This window comes from Neotamlana sedimentorum, assembly GCF_000943565.1.
Classification (GTDB): Bacteria; Bacteroidota; Bacteroidia; order Flavobacteriales; family Flavobacteriaceae; genus Neotamlana; species Neotamlana sedimentorum.
In genome coordinates this window covers 1-2,197 of record NZ_JTDW01000039.1, presented here as the reverse complement: position 1 = coordinate 2,197, position 2,197 = coordinate 1, and the positions used below count along the sequence as shown (strand labels likewise).

Here is a 2,197-nt window from a genome sequence, read left to right as displayed (position 1 = left end):
TTGCTTGTTTTTTAACTCAGTTCTTTGTTAGCCTTTCGTTATTTTTTCAATTTCATTCATAAGGCTGTTGTTAATTGAAGTTAACTGTTCATAGAGTTCATTCATATAGCTTGTTCCTGCATTTCTTGAATGACTGCCTACGAAAGCTGGGTAATTCAAAATTTTCTGTAATTCAGCAATATCTTTTTCTGTTTCTATTTTTCTAAAAAGTTTTCTGATTATTGGTTTTGTTTTTTGTACAACATTATTCTTATACATATCATATTCCATCTCTTCCATAAAGTTGTTGAGACTTTGTTCCTCATCTTTAATTTTTTGGACTAAACTGTAATATTTATATAATTCAGTTTCTAAATCAGTCCGTTGAATTTTGTTCAAGTAGCCAGAATTTTTCAAAGCTTCAAAACCACTTTGATTTGATTGAAATGATTCATCAAGCCAAGGATTAAATTTGAAGTATTTAGAAAAATATGTTGTGAATTGTTCTTTAGATTCTTGTTCAATCATTTTCATAAAAAACTTTGAGCCAATTACAGAACTGTCTCGGAAAGCAGTAATCTTTTTAAGATTTATTTGGTCCGATTTTATATTTTCCGCTATGTTATTCAGATATCCATTTAGAGTAATTGATTCTTGTTTGTCCGTATTCAGATTATTAATGTAAAGTGCTATTAAAATACCGATTACTACGAGTATTATTTCTCCAATAGCATAAGTCAGATATTTTCCGAATTTGTTTTCAGAGAGTAGTTTTTGTCGAATTTTTCTAAATAATTTTATCATTGGTTAATGGTTGGTCATAATGAAGGCTAACGGCTCCGTATATGAAAAGTAGCGCTGAAAATAAGCTGTTACTTTTCGGATTAAACACAAGCCGAATTTTTAAATTTTACTATTTATCTTTTTGTTGGAAATCGTCAAATTTAAAAATTTGGCGACTTTCCAAATATGCCCAAGCCATAGTGTTTGCAATGACTTGCGCTATTTTTTATATACATTGTTAGCCACTGGTATTATTTTATAATTCTTTTTATATACTCTGAAAAATCAGCTTGTTTTACATTTAATTTTTCTTCAATGAATTGATATAACTCCTCATCTGTTCTTACATTTTTCAGTCCGTCAAATAGAGCTTTCATTCCGTTGGATTCATATACTTTTTTACATATCAATCCACCAATCACATATCTAAACTCTGTGCTATGTAGTCCATTAGGGATATAACCTTTTAAGGTCTTAAATGAAATTTCAAAATCTGGATTTTCAATAATGTAGGCTTTGAGCTTTTCTATATGCCAATCTAAATCATAACCACCACTACCTGCCAGATAAGTTGCAAATCCCTCATTTAACCAAAAATGATAGCCGTCTGGATAAACCTCATTGGTATACAAATGTACAAGTTCGTGAGGATAATATTCAGAGTTATTCCCTGCATAAACTAAACCGTTACTTATATCGGCAACACCACCTGTTTGCCCTGGTATGTATATTTTTGGCATATAATCATAGCCCCAAAGTTTAACAATTTCTCTGGAATAATTGCTGACAAAATAATCAAATGAAATGGCGGGAATATTAAATAATTTAGCCATTTTCTCATTAAAGGCATTCATTTTATCAGCTTCTTGCTTATCGAATTTGTGGTTAGGATGAACATAATAGTTTATTTGGCCTACTTGTTTTTTTTCCCATAATCCTTTATGGTATTGAGAACTATTAACTAACACATATTTTTCATTTATTTTTTTTGCAAACACCGATAATATGGCTTCCAACACAATTTCTCCTTTTGCTCCAATACTTGTTAATGATGTTTTTAGAGCGTAATGATTATTTTCAACAGGATAAATTCCTATTACAGTACATTGAACTTTAGGTGTTCTACTTTTTATGTTTTTGATGTTAACAGGCCATAAAAAATAGTCAGGAATAGGGTATTCGCTTCTATCCCAGTAGATACTGGTCGGATTCTTATATTCTCCTGAATTAAGATAATTACTCCAAAGTTTTATAATTTCATTTTCGTTTTCATCTTCTGCATTCAATACATTTTTATCTATTATAATGTTTAAAGAATTTGTGTCATTTTCTATTTTCTGTGCTTGAATAAAGTTAGTTATTGTGCTAAATAAGATAAACAAGAGTATACGATTCATTTTCAGGGTGTTTGTATTATACTGAAATAGGTTGACCT

The 2,197-nt window shown here is 29.9% G+C and carries 2 protein-coding genes; both read right to left on the bottom strand.

The window, feature by feature from the left end:
- Window positions 1-27 precede the first annotated feature (27 nt).
- A complete protein-coding gene (locus PW52_RS17295; RefSeq protein WP_052823548.1) occupies window positions 28-783 on the bottom strand; it encodes a hypothetical protein in 756 nt (251 codons plus the stop codon).
- Between the two features lie 230 nt (window positions 784-1,013).
- Window positions 1,014-2,197 (bottom strand): hypothetical protein (locus PW52_RS16885; protein ID WP_205618150.1); only part of this gene is annotated, 1,184 nt, incomplete at its 5' end.